Genomic DNA, 23,829 nt, shown 5'->3' on the forward strand with positions numbered 1-23,829 from the left:
TTAAACCTTCGTCGTAGACGGCACGCGTCGCGGTTTTGGCGCCCGCCTGCCGCAGCTTACCCACGCACGAATGTAAAACGGCAAAATGTCATTAAAAATAAAGACCTGGCGGCATTTCCGTCGACGCATTCGCTCAACTGCAACAAATCTCAAGAATAACAAGCAATTGCGCCGGACCGCAGATCCGACTTGCTTATTCTTCTTGAATCCCGATAGCTCCCTGCTAGTTTGCAGAGCCGGGATGGCAAGCAAACAGAGAAATCCATTCCTTGAAACGGGAGGCATCCATGAAACTACTGAAATCTATCGCATTTGCCGCAGCGCTCGTCGCAACACCGGCGCTGGCGCAGACGCAGCTTTCGATCGCGACCGGCGGCACCGGCGGCGTCTACTACCCAATGGGCGGCGGATTGGCCGAGATCATCAACAAGCACGTTGAAGGCTACAACGCCACGGCGGAAGTAACCGGCGCATCGGTCGAGAATATGGGTCTGATCGCCACCGGCGACGCGGATCTGGCGATTGGTCTCGCCGACACTGTACAGCAGGCCTACTCGGGCACCGGACGCTTCGACGGCCAGCAACTGCCGATGATCCGCGCCATCGGATCGCTCTACGCCAACATGGTTCAGATCGTGACGCTCGCCGATTCCGACGTCAAATCGATCGAGGACGTTCCCGGCAAGCGGGTCTCCGTGGGCGCGCCTGGTTCAGGCACCGAGGTCAATACGAAGACGCTTCTCAACGCCAACGGCATTTCATTCGATGACTTCACCGTTGAGCGGCTGAACTTCAACGAAACAGCAGACGCCCTCAACAATGGCGATATCGATGTCGGTTTCTGGAGCGTCGGCGCTCCTACATCGTCGATCCTCAACCTCGCCACCACGAACAATATCCGCATGATACCGCTCACCCAGGCGCAGATCGATGCTGTGGTCAGCAAGGATTCGGTCATGGCGCCGCTTGCGCTGCCGGCTGGCGTCTACACCGGCGTAAGCGAAGAAACGCCGACTATCGGTGTTCCGAACGTGCTCGTCGTCTCGTCTGAAATGGACGAAGACACGGTCTACGAGATCACCAAGGCGATGTACGAAAATATCAAGGAACTGCAGGCCGTGCATCCGGCGGCGAACGAAACAACCGTCGCCTTCACGATGGCTGCGACGCCTGTGCCCCTGCATCCCGGCGCTATCCGGTATTTCGAAGAAATCGGAGCCGAGATTCCCGCAAAACTGCGCCAGTGACACTGACGCACAAAGGAGGGCTTCTGGCCCTCCTTCTTCTGTCGCAACCGGCCGCCGCAGGCATGCTGACCGCAACAGTGATCGATGGCGCGGAAGTCGCGCGCCTGCCTGTGCCCGAGGGCGCAGGGTGGTGCGTTCTCTGGCGCCATTCCGTACAGGGCTTCGAGGTCAAGGACTGCTACGAAAACCGCGCGGGTCACATGGTGCTCGTACGATCGCACCAGCCGGACTTTGCTGCCGGCCTCGGGCATCTGATCGGCCGGGGACGGCAGGTATCGGACGGCGACGGCGGTTACTGGATCGAGGATATCGACGAGCCGGTGCCGCAGGACTCCTACATTCTCAGACCCGGAAGCATGGCCGTGAATCATCGGCTGAGCGCGGCGTCGGGCGAGGTTTCGCTCTCGGCCCTCGCCGCCCACGCCCGGGTGCGCATAACGCTTGAAACCGGAGACGGCGAATGAGCGACGAAACGCAATATGGCCAGCCGAAGATCGTTCTTCGCGCAATCACCGTCGTTGGAATCCTGCTGTCGCTGTTCCAGCTCTACGCGTCGGGCATCCAGCCGCTTGGCCTGTTTATCCTGCGCCCGATCCATCTGGGCTTCATTCTCGTCCTGTGTTTCCTGATGCTGCCGGTAACCGGCGACCGCCCGCGCGGCGTCATTGGCTGGGCGATAGACGGTCCGCTTATCCTGTGCGGCGTGCTTGCCGGCTACTGGGTGCCGTCGCATATCGACATCATCGCGAACGCAATCATCCCTCGCCAGATCGACGTCATCGTCGGCATCATTACGGTCCTGGTGGTGCTCGAGGCGACTCGCCGCGCCATCGGCATGGGACTGACGATCATCGGCGTCGTGTTCATCATTTACGCCTTCGCCGGCAACAGAGGCGAACTGCCCTGGCTCGCCGACTTCATGCCCGGCATTCTCAATCACCGTGGCTATTCGATCGATCGGCTGGCCAGCCAGTTGACGCTGGGCGCGGAGGGCCTGTTCGGTCTGCCGATCGGGGTTGCGGCGACCTTCATCTTCGTCTTCGTGCTCTTTGGCGCGTTTCTCGAAGTCACCGGCGCCGGCAAGTTCTTCATCGATCTCGCCTATGCCGCGACCGGACGCCAGCGCGGCGGCCCGGCCAAGGCCGCGGTCATCGCCTCAGCCGGCATGGGGTCGATCAGCGGCTCGGCCATCGCCAATGTGGTGACAACGGGCGCCTTCACGATCCCGCTGATGAAACGACTGGGATACCGGCCGGCGCAGGCCGGAGGCATCGAAGCCGCCGCCTCGACCGGCGGCCAGATCATGCCGCCGCTGATGGGCGCCGGCGCCTTCCTTGTCAGCGAATTCACGCGCATTCCCTACATCGAGATCGTCATGATCTCGATCTTCCCCGCGATCCTGTATTTTGGCTCGGTCTACCTGCTCGTCCACATCGCGGCAGTGAAGCAGGGCATGGAGGGCATTCCGTCCGACGAATTGCCGCGGGTGCGCGACGTGCTGGCCGAAGGCTGGCATTTCCTGCTTCCGCTGGTCGTGCTGATATGGCTGCTTGTACTCGGCTATTCGCCGATGCGCGTCGGTTTTTACGCCATCATTGCCGTCGTCGCCGCCGCGGCGGTGCGGGGTTTGTACAACTACGCCACGAACGAACCAACGCTGGACGGCCTGGTCGCGCTTGCAAAAGCCGGCGTGATGAAGACGCTCGAAGCGCTCGAACTTGGCGCGCGCAACGCGGTTCCCGTCTCGATGGCCTGCGCGGTGGCGGGCATCGTCGTCGGCGTGGTGGGGCTTACGGGGCTTGGCCTGAAGTTCTCGGCCATGATGCTCGCCTTCTCTGGCGGCCACCTCCTCTTGGCGCTTGTTCTCGTCGTGATCGCAAGCCTTATCCTAGGCATGGGGCTGCCGGTGACGGCCGCCTATATCGTCCTGATCATCCTGGTCGGTCCGGCGCTGACCAGCGAGTTCGGCGTGCCGCTGCTGATCGCGCATCTCGTCGTGTTCTGGTGGAGCCAGGATTCCAACGTGACGCCCCCGGTGGCCCTTGCGGGTTTCGCAGGGGCGGCGATTGCGAACGCCAGTCCGACGGAGACGTCGGTACAGGCGTGGAAATACGCCAAGGGCCTGTATCTCATTCCGCTCTTCATGGTGTACAATCCGTCGATCATCGAAGGCGGGCCGATACTGCTTGTGCTGTGGAACGGCCTGATCGTGATACTCGCCCTGGCGGCCTTTGCCGCGGCTCTGGAGGCGTTCCTGTTCGGACCGATTCCCCTCTGGCAGCGCGCGCTGATCATCCCCGGAGTAATCGCCATTTTCTGGCAGTCGATACCGATCGAGGCGGCCGGCGCAGCCTTGATCGTCGTGCTGTTCGCCCTGAACTGGTTCAGCGCCCGAAAACATGCCGGGCCGGTTCAATCTTCGACATAGATTTCCGAAAGCCAGCCGAGTGGGAATCCTGACCTTCAGCATAAACGTCACGTTGGACGGTTGTATCGACCACGAGGCGGGGATAGCCGACGACGAGACACACACCTTCTTCTCCGATCTCATGAACGAGAACGGCGCGATGTTGTGGGGCCGCGTTACCTACGAAATGATGGAGAGCTACTGGCCGAAGGTCGCCCGGGGCGAGGTGGACGCGCCGCCAGCGATGCGCAAGTGGGCGGTCAACCTGGAGATCAAGCCGAAATACGTGGTGTCATCGACGCGAAAGGACTTCCCGTGGACCAACAGCCACCACCTTGAGGGTGATCTGCAATCCGGCGTACAGAAACTGAAAGACGCAACCCCGGACGGCGTGCTCCTTGGCAGCGGCAAGCTCGCGGTTGAACTGGATCGGCTGGATTTGATCGATGAGTACAAGTTCCTCGTCCACCCCAGGGTCATCGGCCACGGCCCCACTCTTTACGAGATCGGCTTGCCGAGCGCGCGGCATCTGGAGCTTGTCTCGTCGAGACCGCTTCAAAACGGCGTCGTTGCGATGCACTACCAGCGCGCGCTGACCAACGACGCAACGCCACATTGAGTTTCGGCAGCTAGTTGCCCATCTGGTTCAAGAGGTTCTTGATCAGGTCCCGCGGCTCGTCGCCCGTCCCGTCCTGCGATTCCGGCAGTACCGTTTCGAGGGCCTGGTCGGTCAGGCTCCGCTCTTGCCGGGGTTGTTCGGCAGGCGCATTGTTGACCGACGCCGTGCGGAGCGGATTAGGCTGCGGGATCGGCACGATCTCGATCGGAGGCACAAGCTCCAGGTTTTCCACCCCTGCGGGAGGTTGGGTGGTGGCGGTCTGCTCCCGAACCACCGGAGCATCGGATTGCCCGTCCCCGGTCGGCAAAGCCGCCTGACGGTTCGATCTGTCGCGCCGGTTTGAGCCGCCACTGTTGAGAACGCCCTGCAGCAGGGAATTGACCAGATCGCCGCTTTCGCCGGACGTTTCTCCGGATGCGTTTCCGCCGCTGTTTCCGAGTTGCTGGATCACGCCTGTGATCGCTTTGTCAGCGTTGGCGTTCTCCCCGCCGCCAAGCAGGTCCGTGATGGAGCCGGCGTTGCCTGAGGCGCCGCCAGCGAGACCGCCGACCAGGCTCCCGAGACCCGACAATGTCTGGAGCGCCTGAGCCGGGTTTGAGAGAATATTGCTGATATCGGGATAAATGCGCGGGCCGGACAAGGGGCCGGTGATGATGATCGGCATACCAAGACCCGCCACGTCGAATTCACCGCCTTGCCCGTTGAGCGAACGCACCACCCGCGGGTTCAGACGCATGTCGATGGTCTGGTCCGCAAGATCGACCGAGCCTGTTCCGTCCATGCGCACCAGCGGTCCCAGCAGTTTCAGATCGTCGGTTTTGGCAACGCCCTGGGCAACCGTGAAAGTCACCGACAGTTCGGTGAATTCCGTCTTGTCTCCTGCGTCCTGCTGCGCGCTTCCGCTCGAAATCAGCGCCTGGACATTGCTGAAGAGCTTGGCGACGTCGACGCCGCGGATCGCGCCGTCGGAAAAGACCACGCGCGCCTCGCCATCGAGCGAACGCGCCAGAGCATAGGTGTCGTCACCGGCGCCCTTGAGCGCGACAGCGGCGTCGAGCGCGCCTTCGAGCCTCGTAAATCCGGCCGCGTCGTCAAGAAACGGCATGGCGCTGACATTGGCGAGCCGGGCGGAGATTTCGACAGCCGGCGTCCCCGTGCCATCGGCGACGATTTCGGCGGAAACCGAACCGTCGTAAAAACCTGCTTCCGGTATGGTGAGACGCGCGACGCCATTCTTGACCGACAGCGAAGCCGTCGCTGGCCCCGCCTTGACGTCGCCATATCCGATCCGTTCCGCCTTTAACCGTATGTCGGCGTCGAGATCGCGCAGCGCGGACAGGTCAACGGGGGTCGAGGACTGCGATGCGAGGGCCGAAGCGGAGCTCGAACCGCCTGCGCCTGATTCATCACCTGCGCCGGTCAGCTTGGCGAAATCCAGCGTATCGACGGCAAGCGACGCCGTGATGGTGGTCTTTCCAGCCATGCTGACGGATGCGCTGCCGGTCGCTGTCATGTCGTCCAGCGTAATGCGCGCATTGTCGAGCGACACCCGATCGCTGCTTGCCGCAATGGCGCCGCTATAGGCGAAACGGCCGATCGGCGTTCCCGGATCATTGTTGAGCCAGCGTAGAAGACCGCTCAGCGACGCCGTCTCGATCGAGGCATTGCCGTTGGCGCTGCCGTCGAGACCGACCGTTCCAGAGAAGCGCGCATCGACCGGCTTTGACCTGAGTTCGACCGTCAGCGGCCCCGGCTCTCCGCTCAAAAGCCCCGCGAGTGCGACCGACGTCGAAAGTCCCACCGTCTCGCCATTCCAGTTCATGGTCCCGGACACATCGACGGGGTTTGCTATATCCGACACTTCCGCCCTGATATTGAGACCGGTTATGTTTTCCGCGCCCGGTCCGATCGCCTCCGCCAATTCGGGAACAACAGCCGCGCCGTCGGCGATCGTCACCACGCCCTTCATGTTCACGGATTTGCGGATCGTGTCTTCATCGAGGCCGTAGAAGGCATATTGCACGTCGGAACCGAGCCTGCCCGTCACCGGCGCAGACACGCCAGCGAGTTGCATCAGGCTTGCGATATCGATGCCTGTAACCGTCGCATAACCACGGATCGCCGGCGTATCAGAATTGAAATCCGCCCGCACTCCAACCTTGAGGCCGCCGCCGGCGACCTGCTGCGAGATCACGGTCGCGTCCAATTCTCCATCCTTGAGCGTGGCCTGCGCCGCAACGCCTCGCGCGACGGCGTCGCCGGCCTTGACGGCTTCGGCCTGAAGATCAAAATCCACATCAAACTGCCTGAGCGCGGAAAGGTCCGGTGCTCCGCCGCTATTGCCCACCGTGGCGTCGGTCGCCTCGCCTGCGCCGACTTCCGGTTCGAAGGCGGCATAGTCGAGCACGCCGGCCCTGATGCCGACGCTGACATGGTCACGGGCGCCGGGCGTGTAGGCCATGTCCAGCCGCATCGGCTGGCCCGCGCTCATGATCTCGCCGTCGGCGACCCGATAACTTCCATCCGCGGCCAACTGGATCGATCCCTTGGCGCTGACGCTTTCCACCGCCGGATGCGGCGGCGGCTGCATGGTTCCGGAGAACGTGAATTGCGACGGCTGCCGGTTCAGGAGGTCGCGCAGAGAACCGATCTCGCCTTCGAACGTCATGGCCGTGCCATCAATCGTTCCGGAAAAGGCAAGCTTAGCCGGTTTCTCGATACCTGGGACCGTCAGGTCCAGATTCAGATCGCCGGCGATCTGCCGGACGCCGGCGCCGCCGTCTTCCAGCACTTCGCCGTCGCGAATACGAAACCGATCGATCGCGAGTTTTTCGAGATAGCCGGCGGCCATTTCGAACACGTCTTCTTCCTGTCCGGTCTGTGGCGCCTCCGCGGAGGATGGGGCCGCTGAATCGGATAGTATGATTTGTGGTTTTTCGAGTTCAATTCCAGTGATCTGAATTCTGTCGGACAGAAGCGACATCACCCGAACGGAGGCGACCACCTTGCCGGCATTGGCGGCGAGCGCCTTGTCCGCCGAAAGGTAGGCGACGTCGCTTGCAACAATTCCGAAGTCGGGAAAAACGGAAAAACGGACCGGACCAGCGAGCGTGATGTCAGCGCCCGACGCCGACGACACCTGCCGGGCAAGCATTGTTCTGAGCGAATCCGTGCCGAAGGCGAGCGGCAGCAAGTAAATGATAGCAGCAAACAGAAGCGCCAGGGCCGCTATGGCCGCCAGGACCTTTTTCATGGTCACGGTTCTCCCCGGGCTTCTCACTCAGTAACAGTGCGTATTGTTCCTGCGCCCGGTCGTCAGGAGCGAATCACCGCCGCACCGATAGCCGATTATTACCCGAAACCAGGTTTCGGCGAAACAAAACCCAACCCCGTCGCCCAAAAGCAATCGAAGAGACTACCCATGTGGCAGGGTATTTTATCGATAATTATCAGTATGTTTGCGGAATCACTTGAAAAGACGATTCTGTTACTTCGCAGATTCGATCAAGTCTTCTACGCGCCCCCTGCGGCCTCTTCCTCGTGCGCAGCAGCCATAATTTCGTCGTCTTCCGCGACCTTTGCGAAAGACGGACGGGAGGTGATTTTCTCGATATAGGCGTCGAATACGGGTGTCTTGGGCACAAGTCCGAAACCCGTCATCAGTCTGAGCGCCCCACCCCAGAGAAGGTCCGCCGCGGTGAAGCGGTCGCCCGCCATGAACGCCGCAGCGGACAGGTTGGACTGGATGGCGTCGATAACGGTTTCAAAATTGCCGTAAGCCGAACGGCTGGCGGGCGGCGGTTCACGGCCCATTGACTTGTCGATCAGGGCCGGTTCGAAGCATGACGAGTAGAAAACGATCCAGCGCAGAAACGCGCCCCGGTCCGGGTCGCCGATCGTCGGCGCCAGTCCGGCGTCCGGAAAGGCGTCCGCCAGATAGATGTAGATCGCGGATTGCTCCGTCACTAAGGCGTCGTCGTGACGGATCGCCGGGACCTTGCCAAGAGGATTGATCGCGAGATAGTCGGGCTCACGCTGCTTGCCCGTCGCCATGTTGAGGGTGTGAAGCTCATACGGGGCGCCCAGTTCCTCAAGCAGGACCCGAATGCCTGACGCGCGCGTTCGGGGTGAATAGTAAAGCGTCACTCTGTCTGAGGCTGGCATTGAAATCTCCAATTGCTGAAGTGTCCGAGATAGTTACTTTATGCTTCCATGACTGTCAGAATGTGTCTGACAAGATCGAGCTCATACGCTTGTCGCAGACCGCGGCAACCGGGCCGCATCCTATCGGAGGACGCCATATGAAACACCCTGTCTTCAAGCTCAACAACGGCGTCGATCTACCTGCTATCGGCCTCGGCGTCTTCCAGTCCGGAGAAGACGGGACAGTCGAGGCGGTTAAAGCCGCGCTTTCCGTCGGCTATCGCATGATCGATACGGCGGCGGCATATGGCAACGAGGCCTATGTCGGCCAGGGCCTGCGTGAAAGCGGCGTCCCGCGGGAAGAGGTTGTCATTCAAACGAAGCTCTGGATGAGCGACTACGGCTTCGACAAAGCGCTGCACGGCTTCGACCGGTCCATGAACAAGCTTGGCCTCGAGACCCTGGACGTCTATCTGCTGCACTGGCCGCAGCCGAAACTGTTCGACCTGACGATCGAGAGCTGGAAGGCCTTGTCGCGCCTTCTCGAAGAGGGGCGTACACGCGCCATCGGCGTTTGCAACGCCTCTGTGGTCCAGATGAGAAAGCTGACGGAAGCGACCGGAGTAAAGCCGGTCCTGAACCAGATCGAGATGCATCCGTATTTCTCACAGGCCGCATTGCGCGAAGCGATCCTCGAGATGGGCGTCGTCCCGCAAGCCTGGTCGCCGATCGGGGGCGTCAGCAGCTATTCGGGCGACGGCTCGCTCATTCCGCTGGAGGACGAAGTTCTGATCAGGCTTTCCGGCAAATACGACAAGACCCCGGCCCAGATCATTCTGCGCTGGCATCTGCAGAACGGCGTTTCCATCATTCCCAAATCAGTGAACCCCGGACGCATTCGCGAGAACGCCGACATATTCGATTTTGAACTCGAAGCCGGCGACATCGCCGCAATGGACGCGCTCGACCGCGGTCAAAGGGCCGGCGCCGATCCGGAAGTCGCTTCCATGCAATATTTCGGCCGCGTCATCGAGGACTGAAAAGGCGAGGCAAACGCATCACCCCTACAAAAGGAGTCCTATGGCGCGCAGTGGCATTGCGCAAAACTCTCCGGATCCAGGTTCGCAATGGCGCAGGCGTAGGCGGGCAGATCCGCTGCCGAGAGCGGTTTGTGGCGCTGGTTGTAATCCCGCCTGTAGACGTCGCGGACCAAGCCTGGCCGGGCCAGATCTCTCCACAACGTTGCGACCGCTTGCACAGAAAATTCCTTCTGGCCGTATTCTTCGGAAAATACATATTCCTGCCGCCAGTCGCCAGCTACTGTCGATGACAAAGATCGCAGATTGGAAAGATAGTACGTCGTGTAGTCCAGCGGTTTTCCGCTCTCGACGTCATAGGTGAACAGCTGGAACCCGGGATTCTGTCCGAAGACCGGGCTGATCGCCGGAACGATCTTGTCAACGGCGACCGACTGCCCGTCTTTATCCAGAAGCAGTCGGAAATCATCGGAATGGATGTGGCCGGAAAAGTTGATCTCCATCCGTTTGGAATGAGATCGAAGCAGGTCGACAAGATCACCGGCGATGTCATCCCGCAGGAACGGAACGATGCCGGCGCGGCAGTTCCGGGCCTTCGTCTGAAGCGTCGAATAGGCGTCGATGCCCCACGGAATGTGGTGAACGATCCAGACGATGGCGTCTTTGGCTACCTGTTCGGCAAGTTTTGATCGCAACCATTGCAGTTGCAGCCTGGCGGCGTCTCGCCCATCGCCGCCGCATCTGTTGGCGTATTCGCGAGACCAGAGGATATCGTTGAGGACGATGATCACGCCGTTTTCGACGGTGGGGTGGCGCAACGCATAATAACCGCCCGCCCTGTAGCTTTCATTGAAATCCGTCGCGACGCGTTCGCTGCCAGCGGCGTTTCGAACGAATGCCGCGGTTTGTGCGAGGAATTCTCCGCCAGGCGCTATTTCATAGTCCCCGCATTCGGAATCGGTGTTGCCCAATGCAATGATCAAAGGCTTGTCAGGTAGCGCGCTGGCCAGCGACTCAATTACGAACCGGGCGGTGTGCTCGGCAAAGCGGCGCTGTTCAACAGAGCCAACGGCGACATCAAACGCACTCGCGGCGTCCGTCTCGAAATTATGGGACAGAAGATCGCCGGGATATATGACAAAATCAACGTCCGCCAACCTCTCGGCGATGGCGCCGAGCGCGGATTGAAGGAGCACAAAATTGGTGTCGCTCCCCCATTGCGAAGCCCGTTCCTCTGGAAACTTCGAGAATTGCGCGCTCCAGCGGCTGGTCTCGATCGTTCTCAGTTCCCTTGCAAGTTCCGGCGGCTGAAACGGATTGAAGTGAACATCCGACACCACACCGAAGAAGCCAGACGAATCGGCGGCGCCGGCGGCGACAGGATGCAGGATCAGATAGAGACCGGCCAGCGCCCTTGCAAACGGCCACATTGCCCGCATTACTCCGCAGGACCAATCTTGAATTCAATCGGCGCCAGGCCGTCCACGCCGCCCGTCAACACATCTCCAGGCTGTACAGGACCGACGCCGGACGGCGTGCCCGAGTAGATGAGATCGCCGGGCTGCAGATGATAATATCCGGACAGGTGGCTGACCACTTCCGGAACGCTCCACACGAGATCGGACAGCTTCTGGTCCTGTTTCGTTTCGCCTCCCACCTTGAGCCAGATCCGTTGAGGACCGATTTCGTCGAATTCGGCGACCCTGGTGATCTCCGAAATGATCGCTGAATTCTCGAACGCCTTGCCGAAATCCCAGGGACGCCCCTTCACCCGCGCCTGTTGCTGCAGATCGCGCCGGGTCATGTCGACGCCAACCGCATAACCGAAGATCGCGGAGGGCGCATCTTCGACGCTCACCCGAAACGCCGGAGCGCCGATGGCGATGACCAACTCGACTTCGTGATGCAGATCTTCTGTTCCGGGCGCATAGGGCGTTTCAGCGCCGCTGAGAACGATCGCGCTCGCAGGCTTGGTGAAATAGAACGGCGCCTCGCGATCGACTTCATGTCCCATCTCGGCGGCGTGGGCTGCGTAGTTGCGACCGACGCAGAAGATGCGGTGAACGGGGAAGCCGGCTGCTTCTCCCTTGACGGGAATGACGGGAGCGGCAGGGATGTCAAACAGCGTTTCGGTCATCACAACATTCTTTCCTGTTTCGGTTAACCTGATTCGGTTCTACGCGTTCGCTATCTCCCTTTTGCGCAAAAGTTCTTCGATCAACAAGGCGTTGACGGTGTCCGGCGATTCATATTGCACCCAGTGCCCGGCGTTCGGCACAAGATGAAAGCGGCTCTTCGGGTCGATGGCCAGGAGCGCTTCGCGGCGCTCCTCAAAATAACCTTTCACGACCGCGTCTTCCTGCCCCCAGATCGCCGACACGCTGACGGGCCAACGCTCCAGGCAATCCTTCAGCAGCATAGGATCGTTCGCAAGGCCGTGTCGGAACCGCGTCGCTTCGGCGTTTTGCGCCTGGATGAGGATCGCCGTTTCGTCAATCGCGTCCGGGCGCGCCAGCATCATTGCCTGAAGATTGTGGCGATGCGCCGCCATGCGCTCTTCACTATTTTGCGCAAACCGCCAGCTGCGCATTGCATTGCGCCGGCTGTTGACCCGCCCCAGGCCACCAGCGCCGACCATAATCATGCGTTCGACCTGGTTGCGGCGATGGGCGAGCATATGTCCCGCAACCCAGGCGCCGAAGGAAAAACCGGCGATCGAAAACCGGGGCAAGACCGGAAGTCCATCAATATTTTTCGACAGGGTTTCCGCTATCGCCGCAACGGATGTTGCCTCCAGCGGGTCAGAATCCCCGAAGCCGGGCATATCCGGGACGAAAAGCTGAAAATGCCGTGAAAGCGGTTCGATATTGCGAAACCAGTGCCGCCAGGAGCCCCATCCTCCGTGGAGCAGGATCAGGGACGGCCCCTCTCCCCAGATACGCCAAAGCGTCGTTCCTGCTGAATGTTCGAGGCGGCAAACCCGGGCAAGGGATTCCAGATCCTCAATTGTCGTTATGTTACGCTGCATAAAGATGATATCAAGGATAGAAACGAACTGACGACCCCCGCCGCCGATTAACAGGGCGCGTCAGTCAACAGGTTGCAAATCGCCTGTTCAGGCGATTTTCTTCTTCGGCCGACCCCGCATATGGGAACGCCCCTCTGAGTGATGCAATTCAGGCGGTGCCGATTCATATTCCGGCACGGGCGGAAGGTTTCGAATGGTCGCCTCCAGTTCGCTCAGCAAGTCCTGCAACTGCCTTGTCCGCTCCGACCCGAACGCATCGGCTATCTCGCTGTATAACTCCTCCACTTGTGGCGCTGCGCGTTCGATCACATCCAACCCCATCGGAGTTATGCTGACGATCGACCTGCGCAGGTCGTCCATGTCTTGTGTCTTGGTGATAAGACCGCGATCTTCCAGATCTTTCAGAATCCTCGAAAGCGAAGGCGGCAGAAGGCATGTCGCCCTCGCCAGAACGGTTACTTCCGTTCGCTCTACCGAGCTAAGCGCGCGCAATACGCGCCATTGTTGCTCCGTTATGTTGAAAGTCCTTAATGGCGCCCGAAACCGTGCCATCATGCTTTCTCGAGCCCTGAGCAGGGCTAATGGTAGTGAATTCGTGAAACTGCGCAGTCTTACCCTCGTGCCGCCCATCTTACCGGCCGATGTCATCTATTCTCCCATCTATGTTCATGTATGAAGCGCCTCGCCGGGCATAGTCGCACAAAAGCACAGGTTGTAGCAATGCAATTATACACACTAAGGGTGAAAATCGCAGACTGTTGATAAACTGAACGGCCATCCTGTAAGTTCCTGACGGGGGGCGTTCGCAAGGAGGACCGTATTGCCGCATATCATCATCGAATACTCCGCCAACCTGGCAACAGGGGTGGATATAAACATGCTATGCAAGCATGCGCGCGACGCGGCTCTCGCTACCGGCCTGTTCGAGACCGGCGCCATCCGTGTAAGGGCGCACGCGTGCGACCATTACGCTATTGCGGACGACCACCCCGATGATGCATTTGTTCATCTTGATATCCGGATTGGAAAAGGCCGGACGGAGGAGGACAAGAGAATGTTGGGACAAGCGGTTTTCGACCGCGCAGCGGAGGACCTGGCGCCTCTGCTTGAGACGCCGCATCTTGCGTTGTCGCTTTACCTGACTGAAGTTTCGCCGGAAGCCAGCTGGAAAAAGAACGCCATCCACCGGCGTTTCAGAAAGAATTGATGGAGTCATCATGCCTGCGTTTGAAGACAATCTCGGGAAGGCGGAAACTTACCTCGCCCGTTTTCGCGAGCACGGCGTGCTCAACCACATCGGTGGAGAAGCGGTCCCCGCTGTCTCCGGCGAGACTTTCCAGTCGATATCACCGGTCGATCTAAAGCCGCTCGCGGCTGTTGCGAAAGGCGGCGCCGAAGACGTCGACAGGGCGGCGAAGGCCGCAAAGGAAGCCTTTTCGGAATGGCGCGACATGCCGGGCGCAGAAAGAAAGAAGCTGCTTCACAAGATCGCCGACGCCATCGTCTCCCGGGCCGAGGAAATCTCCTTCGTCGAAAGCGTGGATACCGGCCAGGCGATCCGCTTCATGTCCAAGGCTGCGCTGCGCGGCGCGGAGAACTTTCGCTTTTTCGCCGACCGCGCGCCCGAAGCGCGCGACGGCAAAGCGCTGCGCAAGGAAGGACAACTTAACATCACATCAAGACGTCCGATCGGACCGGTTGGCGTCATCACGCCGTGGAACACCCCTTTCATGCTGTCGACCTGGAAGATCGCGCCGGCGCTTGCCGCCGGTTGCACCGTGGTCCACAAGCCGGCGGAATTCTCGCCGCTGACGGCCCGGCTGCTTGTCGAGATCGCCGAGGAGGCGGGCCTGCCGAAGGGCGTGTGGAATCTGGTCAACGGCATGGGCGAAGACGCCGGCAAGGCTCTGACCGAACATCCTGACATCAAGGCAATCGGCTTCGTCGGCGAAGGCCGCACCGGCTCGATGATCATGGCGCAGGGCGCCGCGACACTGAAGCGCGTCCATTTCGAACTCGGCGGCAAGAACCCGGTCATCGTCTTTGCCGACAGCGACCTCGAACGCGCCGCGGACGCCGTTGTGTTCATGATCTACTCGCTGAACGGCGAACGCTGCACGTCCTCAAGCCGCCTTCTTGTGGAGGACTCCATCTACGACGCATTCTCCGCCAAGGTCGCCGAGCGCGCATCGAAGATCAAGGTCGGGCATCCGCTCGACCCGGACACGGTCGTCGGCCCGCTGATCCATCCCGTGCACGAAAAGAAGGTTCTTTCCTATTTCGATATCGCGCGCTCGGAAGGAGCAACTATCGCGGCAGGTGGGGAGAAAGCCGACGGTCCGGGCGGCGGCTGTTATGTCAAGCCGACCCTTTTCACCGGCGCAACCCATACCATGCGCATTTCCCAGGAGGAGATTTTCGGTCCGGTGCTGACTGCGATGCCCTTCAGGGACGAAGCGGAAGCGCTGGCGCTCGCCAATGACGTGGAATACGGGCTCACAGCCTATCTTTGGACGTCGGACCTCACGCGGGCGCTCCGCATGACCGACCGGCTCGAGGCCGGCATGATGTGGGTCAATTCGGAGAATATCCGACATCTGCCGACCCCGTTCGGCGGCGTCAAGAGTTCCGGCATCGGGCGCGACGGGGGCGACTGGTCGTTCGATTTCTACATGGAAACCGTCAACATGGCCTTCGCGACGGAGGCCCACAAAATCCCGAAACTGGGGCGATGACAGGAGCGAGGCATGCCTGTACCACCATCCAATCTCTATCCGGCGTTCAATATCGTTCGTCTTAGCCATATCGAACTGATCGTTACCGACCTGGCGCGAAGCCGCGCCTTCTATGTCGACACGCTTGGCATGCAGGTTACCGACGAGAACGACGAGGAGATCTTCCTGCGGGCCATGGAGGAGCGCGGTCACCATTGCATCATCCTGAAGCAGGGCGACGAACCGGCGGCCAACTTCCTGGGCTTCAAGGTCTATGCCGACGGAGACCTCGACCGCGCCGCGGAGTTCTTCTCCGGGAAAGGCCTTGCGACGGAATGGGTGCAAAGGGCCTATCAGGGCCGGACGCTGCGAACCCATTGTCCGCAAGGCATACCGCTCGAATTCTACGCGAAGATGGATCGTCTTGAACCCATCCACCAGAAGTACGAGCGGTACAGCGGCGTGAAGCCGTTGCGCATCGACCATTTCAACTGCTTCACGCCGAATGTCGACGAGTCGGTGGCCTTCTACAACGAGATGGGCTTCCGGGTGACGGAATACACTGAAGACGAGATATCGAAGAAGCTGTGGGCGGCCTGGATGCACCGCAAGGGCAACATCCACGACATGGCGTTCACCAACGGGGTCGGGCCTCGGCTCCATCATCTGGCGTTCTGGGTGCCGACGCCTCTCAACATCATCGATCTTCTCGATATCATGTCGACGTCCGGCTATCTCGCCAATATCGAACGCGGACCTGGCCGTCACGGCATATCGAACGCCTTCTTTCTTTATGTGCGCGACCCGGATGGCCATCGCGTCGAGCTTTATTGCTCCGATTACCAGACCGTCGATCCCGACCTCGAGCCGATCAAGTGGGATCTCACTGATCCGCAACGGCAAACGCTCTGGGGCGCGCCGGCGCCGCGGTCCTGGTTTGAACAGGGAAGTACGTTCGTCGGCAGCGAATTGCAGGAACCGGAATTGAAGGCGCAGCCGATTATTGCGCCCTGAGCAGAGCAAGAGTTCATGACACAGACAACACGGTTCGCCGCCTTCCGCGCAGAGGACAGACAAGGATATGGCCTGCTCACCGATCGGGGCCTGATTGATCTTTCAGCGCGCCATGGCGCAAAGTGGCCAACGCTTCGGGAGATCATTGAAGCCGGGCGGCTCGCGGCGCTGGCTGAGGAATGTGGCGATTGGGAGATTGATTTCGCGCCTGGTGAACTTCGTTGGGATATCCCGATCCCCGCGCCGGAAAAGATAATCTGCGTCGGCGTGAACTACCCGGACCGCAACGAAGAGTACAAGGACGGACAGGCGGCGCAGAGCAACCCGTCCCTTTTTGTCCGGTTTCCCCGGTCCTTCGTCGGACACGAGGCGCCGATCATCCGTCCTTCCGTCTCCAACAAGTTCGACTACGAGGGCGAAATCGCCTTCGTCATCGGCAAGCCTGGAAGACATATCGCCGAGGCGGATGCGCTGGACCACATCGCGGCGCTGACCCTGTGCAATGAAGGAAGCGTGCGCGACTGGATCCGGCACGCGAAATTCAACGTGACCCAGGGCAAGAATTTCGACTCCAGCGGTTCCATCGGCCCATGGCTGGTTCCGTTCACGGACGAAAACCAGGTCGCCGATGTCAGACTGACGACCCATGTGAACGGAGAACTGCGCCAGGACGACCGGACGAGCCGGATGATCTTCGGATTCCGCAAGCTGATCAACTATATCTCGACCTTCACCACGCTCGTTCCTGGCGACATCATTGTGTCAGGCACGCCGACGGGCGCCGGCGCGCGGCACGATCCGCAGCTCTGGCTTGTGCCCGGCGACGAGGTCGTGGTCGAGGCGGAAGGCATCGGCCTGCTGCGCAATACAGTTGCACAGGAAGATCCCGCCGGAATCCGGTCATGAAGGAAACGAACCCGAGTTTTCCCGAAATTCGCGAGGAAATCCGCAAATTATGCGAGGGTTATCCTGGCGAATACTGGCGGGAACTCGACCAGGAGAACCGTTATCCGACGGAATTCGTCGAGACCCTGACCAAGAACGGCTGGCTGGCGGCCATGATCCCGCAAGAGTATGGCGGTTCCGGGCTGCCGCTCGCCGGAGGGGCGGCGATCCTCGAAGAAATCCACCGTTCGGGAAGCAATGGCGGGGCGTGCCACGCGCAAATGTACACCATGGGCACGCTTCTCAGGCATGGCGACGCCGCTCAGAAGCAGAAATACCTGCCGGGGATTGCTACGGGCGAACTCAGACTTCAGGCTTTCGGCGTGACCGAACCGACCACCGGCAACGACACGACCTCTCTCAAGACCTTCGCGCGCAAAGAGGGCGACCGCTACATCGTCAACGGCCAGAAGATCTGGACGTCGCGTGCCGAACATTCCGATCTGATGGTGCTTCTCGCCCGCACCACGCCTAAGGAAGAGACGACACGGCGCACCCAGGGCCTTTCCGTTTTCCTGCTCGATATGCGAACGGCAAAAGACAACGGTATGACGATCCGTCCGATCCGGACGATGATGAACCATTCCACCACGGAAATCTTCTTCGACAATGTGGAGATCCCGGCGGAGAACCTCATCGGAAACGAGGGCGAAGGGTTCCGTTACATCCTGTCGGGCATGAACGCCGAGCGGATGCTGATCGCCGCAGAATGCGTTGGCGACGCCAAGTGGTTTATCGACAAGGCGCGGCGCTACGCCAGCGAACGCGAGGTTTTCAACCGGCCGATCGGCAAGAACCAGGGCGTGCAATTTCCGATCGCGCGCGCCTATGCGCAGATGCGCGCGGCTGAATTGCTGCTGGTTGAGGGTCTGCGCCTCTATGACGAAGGCGAGAATTGCGGCGAGGAAGCCAATATGGCGAAGATGCTGACCGCAGAAGCCTCATGGGCTGCAGCGGAAGCCTGCGTGCAGACCTTCGGCGGGTTCGCCTTCGCCACCGAATATGACGTGGAACGCAAATTCCGCGAGACGCGTCTTTATCAAGTCGCGCCGATTTCGACGAACCTCGTTTTGAGTTATATCGCCGAGCACGTTTTGGAGATGCCGAGGTCCTACTGATGTCGAAACCGTTCCTGCCGCTTGAAGGAATGACCGTCGTTACACTCGAACAGGCCGTAGCCGCGCCCTACTGCACGTCGCGGCTGGCCGACGCCGGGGCGACCGTGATCAAGATCGAACGGCCCGAAGGCGATTTCGCCCGCGACTACGACATGGCGGCGGGCGGCCAGTGCAGCTATTTCGTCTGGCTCAATCGCGGCAAACAATCGGTCGTGCTGGACCTGACAGGCGAGGCGGACCGTGACAGGCTTGCAGAGGTCATCAGCGGCGCAGACATCGTCGTGCAAAACCTCAGGCATGGCGTCGCCGAAAAATTCGGCTTTGCGCCGGAAGACCTCTGCAGACGGGACCCGACCCTGATCTGCTGTTCGATCACAGGCTTTGATCCTGCCGGGCCGATGGCGCGCCGCAAGGCCTATGACCTGCTGATACAGGCCGAATCCGGTCTGGCTTCTGTAACGGGCGGACCTGACGAAGCGGCGCGGGTCGGGGTTTCGGTCGTGGACATCGCAACAGGCGCGACAGCCCATGCTGCGGTCCTTGAAGCCGTTATCGGCCGTTTGAAGACCGGCAAGGGCGCCAATATCACCGTGTCCATGTTCGATGTCATGGCCGACTGGATGACTGTTCCGTTGATCCACACCGAAGCCGGCAACCCGCCGAAACGCATCGGCCTCGCCCATCCGTCGATCGCGCCATACGGTGTGTTTCGCACAGGCGACGGCAAGGACATTCTGGTCTGCGTCCAGAGCGAGCGCGAATGGGTCAAATTCTGCCGGAATGTGCTGCGACGCGAGGACTTGCTTGCCGATCCAATATTTCTGGACAACACGGCGCGCGCCACGAACCGCAAGGAGACAGACGCGCTTGTCGCCGAGATCTTCCTGCAGCGCGATCTGGCCGTTCTGATCGCCAATCTCGACGCCGCCGATATAGCCTATGCCGTGGTTAACGACACGGAAGGCCTGTCGAAACATCCCGAACTCAGGCGCATTCTGGTCAAGACCCCTAGCGGCGAGGCGCGCTATCCGGCGCCGGCTGCCCGCTTTGCCGGAGCGGAAAGAGAATATGGTCCGGTTCCCGCAATCGGAGAGAACAGTCTTACACAGGCGGGAAAGACAAAGGCAGCGAGCGATGGCTAGCGAATGGCCGGAAGACGGTTTTGGTGGCTGGATTGGCCACAAGACACGATCGGTCGAGACCATCAGCCCTGATATGGCGCGGCGGTTTGCGGTCACGGTGAGCGACCAGGACCTTCAGTTCAGGGCCGGAGACCCGGCGCCGATCGGAATCCACTGGTGCATCGACCCGCCCGTTTTCACGTCCGATCGCCTTGGACCTGACGGCCACCCGAAAAAGGGCGAGTTCCTGCCGGAGATCCCCCTGCCGCTGCGCATGTGGGCGGGCGGCGCCCTCACCTTTTTTAGCGATCTCCGGGTCGGCGAGACCGTTGAGCGAATATCAACGATTGAAAGCATAGACCGCAAGACCGGCCGCAGCGGCGAACTCTGCTTCGTCAATGTGCGCCATGACTATGCGACCGACCGTGGGGCGGCGATTTCCGAAATACAGAACATCGTCCACCGAGAACCCTCGCATGGCGCGGCGGCGCCTACCGCCCCGGCATTGCCGGCGCCGGACAATCGGCGTCACGCAGACCCCGTCTTGCTTTTTCGCTATTCGGCGCTGACCTTCAACGGTCATCGCATTCACTACGACTACCCTTACGCCACCGGCGTCGAAGGATACGCAGACCTCGTCGTGCATGGACCGCTGCAGGCGACGCTTCTGATGATGCTCGCGCGCGAGCGGCTGGGCGGCTTTTCTTCCTTTCGCTACCGCGGCGTCACGGCCCTAACCTGCAACCAGGATTTCACGCTGCATGCGCAAGAAGCCGAGGGCGGACTGAAACTCTCGGTCGCCGATGCAATGGGAATGGTCACCATGACAGCGACGGCGCAATCGAAATAACTTCTGACGGAGACTATTGGCGCCCTGAGGCGAACGGTATCCGGCCAGTAAAAAGCTCTCCCGAACTGGCTTGGCGAAAAGCGATGTTCTAGGACTACAAATACAACCAACCCACCCGAGGACCTGCACCGTGTTCAAGCGACTGAGACTGCCCGCTTTTGCATTCTTTCTCGTCTTTATACTGGCGCTGTCGGCCATGGCCGAACAGAACGTCGGGCGCATCTATCTGCCAATGAGCGTCGCAGATTCGAAAGAACTGATCGGCTCGCCGCCGGCTCCGGATTCCGAAGAACACCGCACACAGATGGCGATCGTTCTGTGGCTGCAAAAAACAAGGACGCCGCAACAGGTGGCGTTCGTTGAAAAGCCGCTCAACCTGGAGCGTTTTGCGCCCTTCATCAACACCGATTTGGTCAACGCGGACGGCCGATTGTTGAATACCACGCTGGACGCCATTATCAATGAGGTCCGAGCCAACTACGACGCGCTCAAGGCGATCTACGGCGAACCGCGCCCGTTTCAGGCGGACAAGCGCGTCCACCCCGTTGGCGACCCCAGGCCGGTGGCTTCCTATCCCAGCGGCCACGCCACACGGGCTATGGTCTATGGCAAGATCCTGTCCGACCTCTTTCCGAAACACAGCGACGACCTGATGGCTCTCGCCGTGCAGATCGGTTATGGCCGCGTGATCGCCGGCGTCCATTATCCGAAGGACGTCATCGCCGGGCAGACGCTCGGAGCGGCCTACGCCGACGCGATCCTCGCGCAGCCGACCTACGCCGAGGCAAAGCGAAAGATCCTTGGAAGTGATTGAGGCGGCCTGACGTTACAGTATGAACCGGTGTGATAGCCGATCGAGCCAAGGCATATCCCGGGGCTCCCCGCATTCGCGCCATCGCAGAAGCACGGGTCTCCTGCGATGGCGCGTATCGCATGGTCGCCAACGTCAGTCTGCGGGCGCAATGTTCTGGTTGAAACGGAACTTGTTTCCGGGATCGTACTTCGCCTTGATTTTCTGCAAACGGTCGTAGCCGTCTCCAAACGTGTCTCGGGTCAGTGATCCGTCCTCGCCGTGGCCGGGGAAGTTCAGGTACGCGCGGCCCTGCTGAGCGAAAGGCGCCGCGCGCGACCAGCTTTCCCGCGCCCAGGCGATGTTCGCCGCGTCGTCCGCCGCGTCCGCCCAGACCCCGTCGGCCGAGTACATCCAGCGCATGGAACGATCGCCAAACGCAGTCGCGTCGGCCGGGACCGCGCGCACTCCGCGGCCCATGTTCCAGAGCGAAGAAATGGTGTTCGGCGAAGGCGCGTTCACCGCGTTCCTGATCGCAAGATCGATCATTTCGTCGGGCAGGTCAGTCAGGTAACGCGCCTTCCAGTAGCAGCGCATCTCGCCGAACGGGGTCTGCGCGTCGAAGAGGCGCTGAATGTCGGCATACGCCATGCGACCGGAAAAATCCGTCACTAGCGGTCCGAGTTCGCGTAACGGCTTGGCCAGTTTTTCGGCTTCTTCGGCGTCCCCGAGGGCCACGCCGACGAGCGCGAAAACTTTCTTGCCCCATGCCTCGCGCGGAAACTCGTCATCTTCCGGAACCGTTGAGAACTCGCAAATCATCGCCAGTTCTTCATCATGCTGGGCGACGTAATCGCGCCACGCGCGGATCGGGCCGGGGCCATCATCGAGGTAGTAGATCGGCGCTATGAACAGCACTTCCGGACCGACTTCATGCAGAGCGAACTCGAAACGGACAACGACGCCGAAGTTGCCGCCGCCGCCCTTGAGCGCCCAGAGCAGATCCGAATTTTCGTCGGCGCTGGCGCGCACCAGCCGGCCGTCCGCCGTAACGACATCCGCGGCGAGCAGATTGTCGATGGACATGCCATGCCGGCCACGCAGGTACCCGAAGCCGCCCGACAGTGTGAGGCCGCCAACCCCGGTTTCGGAGATCAGCCCGCCGGGCGTCGCAAGACCGAACGCCTGAGCTTCGCGATCGACGTCGGCCCAAGTCGCGCCGCCTTCAACCACGGCGATCCGCCGCGCGGGGTCAACATGGACGGCGCGCATCCCGGAGAGGTCAATCATCACGCCGGCGTCACAGGCTGCGTGGCCGGCCACGTTGTGTCCACCGCCGCGAATGGCGACGGGCATGCCGCGGGACTCGGCGTAGCGCACCGCCTGGATGACATCGGCTACACCGCGGCAGCGCGCGATAACCCTCGGCCGCCGGTCAATCATGGCGTTCCAGAGCTGGCGAGCGTTGTCGAACTCCGCGTCGCCCTCGGTTAAAACACTTCCTGCAAAATCTTTCTTCAAGTCGTCAACTGCATTATTCTGGGCGTCCATAGGAGCCTCCTCGTTAGAACTGGTTGCAAAACCGGGGGCTGTATCCGCCAATGCAACCCGACACGGCAGTGGCAAAAACCACAAAGGCGTGTCAAAACTGACAGCGCGGGCGGCTGAATATGACAGGAGCGTGCACAAAGTGACAGAATCGACCGACGCCACACGGCGGCGTTCAACGATTGCGTTGCTCGCCTCGCCCGAAACCTCTGCGATGGTGCTCTATGGTCTTTACGATGTTTTGACGACCGTCGGCGCCGTCTACCCCGAACTCGTCAAGGGCGCGCCGGAATGCGAGTTGTTGGACATCATAATCGTTTCTGCGGATGGCCGGCCTTTCAACTGCGCCGGCGACATCCCTGTGCGCCCCCATGCCGGGTTCGCCGATTTCCACGATGGCAAGACGCTTCCCGACGCTGTTGTCGTCTGCGACATGTATATCGCGGTGACAGCCACGCCTACAGGACGCTACCCCCGCGAATGCGCATGGTTGCGCGATATGCACGCAGCGGGCGTCATGCTTTCCTCGGTGTGTTCCGGTTCCCTGGTGCTGGCCGACGCCGGATTGCTGGACGGCTGCGAAGCGACTGCACATTGGGCCTACCGCGACATGTTTCGTCGCTATTACCCCAAGGTCATATTTCTCGATAATGCCGCGCTCTGCCTCAAGGCGCAGGATCAGGGGATCGTGACGGCGGGCGCAGTCAGCGCCTGGCACGATCTGGCGTTCTATCTGATCGCGCGATACTGCGGTTATCGTCATGCAATCGACACCGCCAAGGTTTTCCTGATGACCGACCACATCGAAGGTCAGTCGCCCTATGCCGTCATGACTCGTCCCATGGAGGTCAAGGACGCTGCGATCGCCGATTGTCAGGCCTGGATCGCCGAGAACTACAAGGTCGAAAAGCCGGTGGAATCCATGGTTGATCGATCTGGATTGGGTGCCCGCACATTTGCGCGCCGTTTTCGCGCGACGACAGGCTACACGCCTATCGACTATGTGCAGGCGCTGCGGATCGAAGAGGCAAAGCAGGAACTCGAGCGGGACCAGCGGCCGGTGGAAGACATCGCGGCGGCCGTCGGTTATGAAGACGGATCCTCCTTCCGGCGGTTATTCAAGAAACGCGTGGGTCTGACGCCAGCGGCCTACCGCAAGAAATTCCAGAATCTCGCCACCCTGGCAAATACCTACGCCCTCAATCGGCCGCATCACTGATTCCGAAACACCGGATTACAGAGACCTCA

The 23,829-nt window shown here is 60.7% G+C and carries 21 protein-coding genes; 14 read left to right on the forward strand and 7 right to left on the reverse strand.

Annotated elements, in window-relative coordinates:
* Nucleotides 1-287: 287 nt before the first annotated feature.
* From AAFN47_RS24845 to AAFN47_RS24860, 4 genes are read left to right on the forward strand one after another with little or no spacing between them, the layout of a single operon-like run.
* Nucleotides 288-1,247: a TAXI family TRAP transporter solute-binding subunit gene (locus AAFN47_RS24845; protein ID WP_499811965.1), complete on the forward strand. Its 960-nt coding sequence runs from the start codon at nucleotides 288-290 to the stop codon at nucleotides 1,245-1,247.
* Nucleotides 1,244-1,711 (forward strand): DUF1850 domain-containing protein, encoded by a 468-nt coding sequence (locus AAFN47_RS24850; protein ID WP_499811966.1) that lies wholly within the window; start codon nucleotides 1,244-1,246, stop codon nucleotides 1,709-1,711. The genes AAFN47_RS24845 and AAFN47_RS24850 overlap by 4 nt, the downstream gene beginning before the upstream one ends.
* Entirely contained in the window at nucleotides 1,708-3,675 is a 1,968-nt protein-coding gene (locus AAFN47_RS24855; RefSeq protein WP_499811967.1) for a TRAP transporter permease, read from the forward strand. Before AAFN47_RS24850 ends, AAFN47_RS24855 begins: the two co-directional genes overlap by 4 nt.
* Before the next feature lie 19 nt (nucleotides 3,676-3,694).
* On the forward strand, nucleotides 3,695-4,273 hold the full coding sequence (locus AAFN47_RS24860) for a dihydrofolate reductase family protein (RefSeq protein ID WP_499811968.1): 579 nt from the start codon (nucleotides 3,695-3,697) through the stop codon (nucleotides 4,271-4,273).
* 10 nt (nucleotides 4,274-4,283) lie between these two features.
* On the opposite strand, the gene AAFN47_RS24865 is transcribed toward AAFN47_RS24860, so the two are convergent.
* Nucleotides 4,284-7,526, reverse strand: coding sequence for an AsmA family protein (locus AAFN47_RS24865; RefSeq protein WP_499811969.1), 3,243 nt, complete (start codon nucleotides 7,524-7,526; stop codon nucleotides 4,284-4,286).
* 260 nt (nucleotides 7,527-7,786) lie between these two features.
* Nucleotides 7,787-8,437, reverse strand: a complete 651-nt coding sequence (locus tag AAFN47_RS24870; protein ID WP_499811970.1) for a glutathione S-transferase family protein — start codon at nucleotides 8,435-8,437, stop codon at nucleotides 7,787-7,789.
* 137 nt (nucleotides 8,438-8,574) lie between these two features.
* Here AAFN47_RS24870 and AAFN47_RS24875 point away from each other — a divergent pair, with 137 nt between their 5' ends.
* A complete protein-coding gene (locus tag AAFN47_RS24875; protein WP_499811971.1) occupies nucleotides 8,575-9,456 on the forward strand; it encodes an aldo/keto reductase in 882 nt (293 codons plus the stop codon).
* A 38-nt stretch (nucleotides 9,457-9,494) separates the two neighbouring features.
* On the opposite strand, the gene AAFN47_RS24880 is transcribed toward AAFN47_RS24875, so the two are convergent.
* The 4 genes from AAFN47_RS24880 to hpaR all read right to left on the reverse strand — a co-directional run bounded on the left by AAFN47_RS24880 (nucleotide 9,495) and on the right by hpaR (nucleotide 13,129).
* A complete protein-coding gene (locus AAFN47_RS24880) occupies nucleotides 9,495-10,883 on the reverse strand; it encodes an acid sphingomyelinase family protein (protein WP_499811972.1) in 1,389 nt (462 codons plus the stop codon).
* An 8-nt stretch (nucleotides 10,884-10,891) separates the two neighbouring features.
* On the reverse strand, nucleotides 10,892-11,590 hold the full coding sequence (locus AAFN47_RS24885; RefSeq protein WP_499811973.1) for a fumarylacetoacetate hydrolase family protein: 699 nt from the start codon (nucleotides 11,588-11,590) through the stop codon (nucleotides 10,892-10,894).
* 39 nt (nucleotides 11,591-11,629) lie between these two features.
* A complete protein-coding gene (locus tag AAFN47_RS24890) occupies nucleotides 11,630-12,481 on the reverse strand; it encodes an alpha/beta fold hydrolase (RefSeq protein ID WP_499811974.1) in 852 nt (283 codons plus the stop codon).
* Between the two features lie 87 nt (nucleotides 12,482-12,568).
* Nucleotides 12,569-13,129 (reverse strand): homoprotocatechuate degradation operon regulator HpaR, encoded by a 561-nt coding sequence (gene hpaR / locus AAFN47_RS24895; RefSeq protein WP_499811976.1) that lies wholly within the window; start codon nucleotides 13,127-13,129, stop codon nucleotides 12,569-12,571.
* A 172-nt stretch (nucleotides 13,130-13,301) separates the two neighbouring features.
* On the opposite strand from hpaR, the gene AAFN47_RS24900 reads away from it, so the two are divergent.
* The 8 genes from AAFN47_RS24900 (at nucleotide 13,302) to AAFN47_RS24935 (ending at nucleotide 21,057) form a co-directional block, all read left to right on the forward strand.
* Nucleotides 13,302-13,688 (forward strand): 5-carboxymethyl-2-hydroxymuconate Delta-isomerase, encoded by a 387-nt coding sequence (locus AAFN47_RS24900; RefSeq protein WP_499811977.1) that lies wholly within the window; start codon nucleotides 13,302-13,304, stop codon nucleotides 13,686-13,688.
* Between the two features lie 10 nt (nucleotides 13,689-13,698).
* The gene (hpaE, locus tag AAFN47_RS24905) at nucleotides 13,699-15,216 is read left to right on the forward strand and encodes a 5-carboxymethyl-2-hydroxymuconate semialdehyde dehydrogenase (RefSeq protein ID WP_499811978.1); all 1,518 of its coding nucleotides are present in this window, start codon (nucleotides 13,699-13,701) and stop codon (nucleotides 15,214-15,216) included.
* A gap of 12 nt (nucleotides 15,217-15,228) precedes the next feature.
* A complete protein-coding gene (hpaD, locus tag AAFN47_RS24910) occupies nucleotides 15,229-16,209 on the forward strand; it encodes a 3,4-dihydroxyphenylacetate 2,3-dioxygenase (RefSeq protein WP_499811979.1) in 981 nt (326 codons plus the stop codon).
* A gap of 15 nt (nucleotides 16,210-16,224) precedes the next feature.
* Nucleotides 16,225-17,115, forward strand: coding sequence for a fumarylacetoacetate hydrolase family protein (locus AAFN47_RS24915; RefSeq protein ID WP_499811980.1), 891 nt, complete (start codon nucleotides 16,225-16,227; stop codon nucleotides 17,113-17,115).
* Nucleotides 17,112-18,272, forward strand: coding sequence for an acyl-CoA dehydrogenase family protein (locus AAFN47_RS24920; protein WP_499811981.1), 1,161 nt, complete (start codon nucleotides 17,112-17,114; stop codon nucleotides 18,270-18,272). Before AAFN47_RS24915 ends, AAFN47_RS24920 begins: the two co-directional genes overlap by 4 nt.
* Nucleotides 18,272-19,414, forward strand: coding sequence for a CaiB/BaiF CoA transferase family protein (locus AAFN47_RS24925; protein ID WP_499811982.1), 1,143 nt, complete (start codon nucleotides 18,272-18,274; stop codon nucleotides 19,412-19,414). Before AAFN47_RS24920 ends, AAFN47_RS24925 begins: the two co-directional genes overlap by 1 nt.
* Nucleotides 19,407-20,243, forward strand: coding sequence for an HTD2 family dehydratase (locus tag AAFN47_RS24930; RefSeq protein ID WP_499811983.1), 837 nt, complete (start codon nucleotides 19,407-19,409; stop codon nucleotides 20,241-20,243). The genes AAFN47_RS24925 and AAFN47_RS24930 overlap by 8 nt, the downstream gene beginning before the upstream one ends.
* Before the next feature lie 130 nt (nucleotides 20,244-20,373).
* Nucleotides 20,374-21,057 carry a phosphatase PAP2 family protein gene (locus AAFN47_RS24935; protein ID WP_499811984.1) on the forward strand — a complete coding sequence of 228 codons (684 nt, stop codon included), beginning with the start codon at nucleotides 20,374-20,376 and terminating at the stop codon, nucleotides 21,055-21,057.
* 132 nt (nucleotides 21,058-21,189) lie between these two features.
* On the opposite strand, the gene AAFN47_RS24940 is transcribed toward AAFN47_RS24935, so the two are convergent.
* The gene (locus AAFN47_RS24940) at nucleotides 21,190-22,584 is read right to left on the reverse strand and encodes an FAD-binding oxidoreductase (protein WP_499811985.1); all 1,395 of its coding nucleotides are present in this window, start codon (nucleotides 22,582-22,584) and stop codon (nucleotides 21,190-21,192) included.
* 139 nt (nucleotides 22,585-22,723) lie between these two features.
* Between AAFN47_RS24940 and AAFN47_RS24945 the strand changes: the two genes are divergently transcribed.
* Nucleotides 22,724-23,800: a GlxA family transcriptional regulator gene (locus AAFN47_RS24945; protein WP_499811986.1), complete on the forward strand. Its 1,077-nt coding sequence runs from the start codon at nucleotides 22,724-22,726 to the stop codon at nucleotides 23,798-23,800.
* Nucleotides 23,801-23,829: the final 29 nt, after the last annotated feature.

The organism is Hoeflea sp. CAU 1731 (assembly GCF_039888615.1).
Classification (GTDB): domain Bacteria; phylum Pseudomonadota; class Alphaproteobacteria; order Rhizobiales; family Rhizobiaceae; genus Flavimaribacter.

Coding starts and splice junctions, on each gene's coding strand:
- AAFN47_RS24845 (WP_499811965.1), top strand. CDS start 288: ATGAAACTACTGAAATCTATCGCATTTGCCGCAGCGCTCGTCGCAACA.
- AAFN47_RS24855 (WP_499811967.1), top strand. CDS start 1,708: ATGAGCGACGAAACGCAATATGGCCAGCCGAAGATCGTTCTTCGCGCA.
- AAFN47_RS24865 (WP_499811969.1), bottom strand. CDS start 7,526: ATGAAAAAGGTCCTGGCGGCCATAGCGGCCCTGGCGCTTCTGTTTGCT.
- AAFN47_RS24870 (WP_499811970.1), bottom strand. CDS start 8,437: ATGCCAGCCTCAGACAGAGTGACGCTTTACTATTCACCCCGAACGCGC.
- AAFN47_RS24875 (WP_499811971.1), top strand. CDS start 8,575: ATGAAACACCCTGTCTTCAAGCTCAACAACGGCGTCGATCTACCTGCT.
- AAFN47_RS24880 (WP_499811972.1), bottom strand. CDS start 10,883: ATGTGGCCGTTTGCAAGGGCGCTGGCCGGTCTCTATCTGATCCTGCAT.
- AAFN47_RS24885 (WP_499811973.1), bottom strand. CDS start 11,590: ATGACCGAAACGCTGTTTGACATCCCTGCCGCTCCCGTCATTCCCGTC.
- AAFN47_RS24890 (WP_499811974.1), bottom strand. CDS start 12,481: ATGCAGCGTAACATAACGACAATTGAGGATCTGGAATCCCTTGCCCGG.
- hpaR (WP_499811976.1), bottom strand. CDS start 13,129: ATGACATCGGCCGGTAAGATGGGCGGCACGAGGGTAAGACTGCGCAGT.
- hpaE (WP_499811978.1), top strand. CDS start 13,699: ATGCCTGCGTTTGAAGACAATCTCGGGAAGGCGGAAACTTACCTCGCC.
- hpaD (WP_499811979.1), top strand. CDS start 15,229: ATGCCTGTACCACCATCCAATCTCTATCCGGCGTTCAATATCGTTCGT.
- AAFN47_RS24915 (WP_499811980.1), top strand. CDS start 16,225: ATGACACAGACAACACGGTTCGCCGCCTTCCGCGCAGAGGACAGACAA.
- AAFN47_RS24920 (WP_499811981.1), top strand. CDS start 17,112: ATGAAGGAAACGAACCCGAGTTTTCCCGAAATTCGCGAGGAAATCCGC.
- AAFN47_RS24925 (WP_499811982.1), top strand. CDS start 18,272: ATGTCGAAACCGTTCCTGCCGCTTGAAGGAATGACCGTCGTTACACTC.
- AAFN47_RS24930 (WP_499811983.1), top strand. CDS start 19,407: ATGGCTAGCGAATGGCCGGAAGACGGTTTTGGTGGCTGGATTGGCCAC.
- AAFN47_RS24940 (WP_499811985.1), bottom strand. CDS start 22,584: ATGGACGCCCAGAATAATGCAGTTGACGACTTGAAGAAAGATTTTGCA.